Genomic DNA, 1,992 nt, shown 5'->3' on the forward strand with positions numbered 1-1,992 from the left:
GTGCTGGAACTGCGCTCGGTGATCGGCTTCTTTATCCTCTTGCCGCTGGTGTTTGCGAGCGGCGGGTTTGCGGCGATGCGCACGCAACGTCCCCTCGCCCATGTCGCCCGAAACGTCATCCACTATACCGGGCAGGCGGCATGGCTCTACGCATTGACCTTGATTCCACTGGCCGTGCTGATCTCGATCGAATTCACCACACCGATCTGGACGGCTATCCTGGCGGTGACTTTTCTTGGTGAAAGGCTGTCCCGGCCAAAGCTTGCCGCGATCGTGCTGGGCCTGATCGGCGTGGTGGTCATCGTTCGGCCCGGCGTGGGCTCGGTCGATCCGGGCCATCTCGTCGTGCTCGGCGCCGCGGTCTGCTTCGGCATCTCGGTGGTCATGGTCAAGTCGCTGACGCGGACGGACAGCGTCGTAAGCATCATCTTCTGGATGCTGATCATCCAGTCGGTGGTCGGCCTCGTTCCAGCCCTTTACGAGTGGCGCAACCCGCCACTGGAACTGTGGCCGTGGATCGTGCTGATCGCCTTCGCCGGTATGTCGTCCCACTTCTGCATGGCCCGCGCGCTTGGCTATGCCGACGCCACCGTCATTTCGCCGATGGATTTCCTGCGCGTGCCGTTGTCGGCGCTGATCGGCTGGCTGCTTTACAGCGAGCAGATCGACGCTTTCACCGCCGGCGGCGCACTGCTCATCCTGATGGGCAACCTGCTCAATCTTCAGCGGAAACCGGCAAGGCCGGCGGAAGTGGCCGCTTCTTAAACCACCGCCGCCGGTCAGTCGCCATCGTTCGGTATGTTGAGAACGTGACCGCAGGCCTTGCAGTGCACGGCGTCCGGCTCATGCCGCTGCAGCCCGCATTGCGGACAGGGAAAGAACACTTTCGCGGGCCGGAAAATCGCCTGCGCCAGCCTGACGAACAGCGATATGCCGATGATCATGGTGACGATCGCCGTCAGCTTGCCGGCGATACCCGGCAGCACGATGTCGCCGAAGCCGGTCGTCGTCACGGTCGCGACGGTGAAGTAAAGCGCGTCGATGTAGTTTTCCAGCCCGGCTCCGTTGCGGAAGAAAAACGTGTAGACGAAGCCCGTGATGACAAAGAGAAAGGTCACAAGGTTGATGACCGCGTGGCTTGCCTCGCGCCAGGGTCTCAGGCCGCGCATCTCGAAATGCCGCCAGATCGAACCGCTGCGCGATAGCGACCACAGCCGCAGAATGCGCAGAAAGCCTAGATTTGCGAGCGCCGTCGGCATCAGCAACGTCAGAAGGATGAAGGCATCCACCCAGAAGGTCGGCTGCTTCATCAGGCGCAGCATGTCGTTTGAGGCCAGCAGCCTGGCGCCCAGATCGGCGGCGACGAGGGCCGCCACGGCATAGTCCAGCCACAGAAACGAGGCCGACTGCTGGATGACCGGCGTGGCGATGAAGAAGGCGATGATGGCGAGGTCGATGATGACAGCCACCAGTTGGAACCGGAACGCGGCGGGCGAGCGCCCATGATAGAGCCTGCGCAGCATGTCGCGCAGACGCGCCGTCGCAGAGAGCCCCCGAAATGCCTTGCTGTCGGCGCCCCTCATCCGGATCGCGAGCGTGCGCAGCGGAGGCTTTCTGGCAAGCGCGCAGATCACACCAGTTCCACTTCGACCACGCCCGGCACCGCGCGCATCGCCGAGGCGATCTGCGGCGAGACGCGATAGCCGCCCTGCAAGGCAATCTCGACCTCGCCCTGCGCCTCTTCCTTGATCACGATGATGCTCACCTGGCTTTCACCGCGCTGGGTGAGCTGGGATTGGATCATCGAGGCAGGCCCATCGTTCCGGACGAAAATGCGCAGCGCCTTCTGGATGCGGCTTGCTTCGTCTTCCAGCGATTGGACGGAGTTGATGCGCAGGTTGACACCCTCGGGCCTGTCTTCCGCCGCGACGGTGATGACAACGGAGCGGCCGGCTTCGAGGAGATCGCGGTACTGGGCCAATCCTTCTGAAA

2 protein-coding genes and 1 pseudogene are annotated in these 1,992 nt (G+C 63.0%); 1 reads left to right on the forward strand and 2 read right to left on the reverse strand.

The genetic code is table 11. The annotated features are described in order from the left end of the window. Positions 1-765, forward strand: a 765-nt coding sequence (locus EOA36_RS34420) for a DMT family transporter (protein ID WP_145969477.1), incomplete at its 5' end; no start/stop codon positions are given. Positions 766-779: 14 nt separating this feature from the next. Here EOA36_RS34420 and EOA36_RS34425 read toward each other — a convergent pair. Beyond that, complete coding sequence (locus EOA36_RS34425) at positions 780-1,583, reverse strand: potassium channel family protein (protein ID WP_127281131.1); 804 nt, start codon at positions 1,581-1,583, stop codon at positions 780-782. 47 nt (positions 1,584-1,630) lie between these two features. After that, positions 1,631-1,992 (reverse strand): annotated as a pseudogene (locus tag EOA36_RS34430) (DNA polymerase III subunit alpha); the annotation flags it as partial.

The organism is Mesorhizobium sp. M8A.F.Ca.ET.021.01.1.1 (assembly GCF_003998025.1).
In the GTDB taxonomy this organism is placed as follows: domain Bacteria; phylum Pseudomonadota; class Alphaproteobacteria; order Rhizobiales; family Rhizobiaceae; genus Mesorhizobium.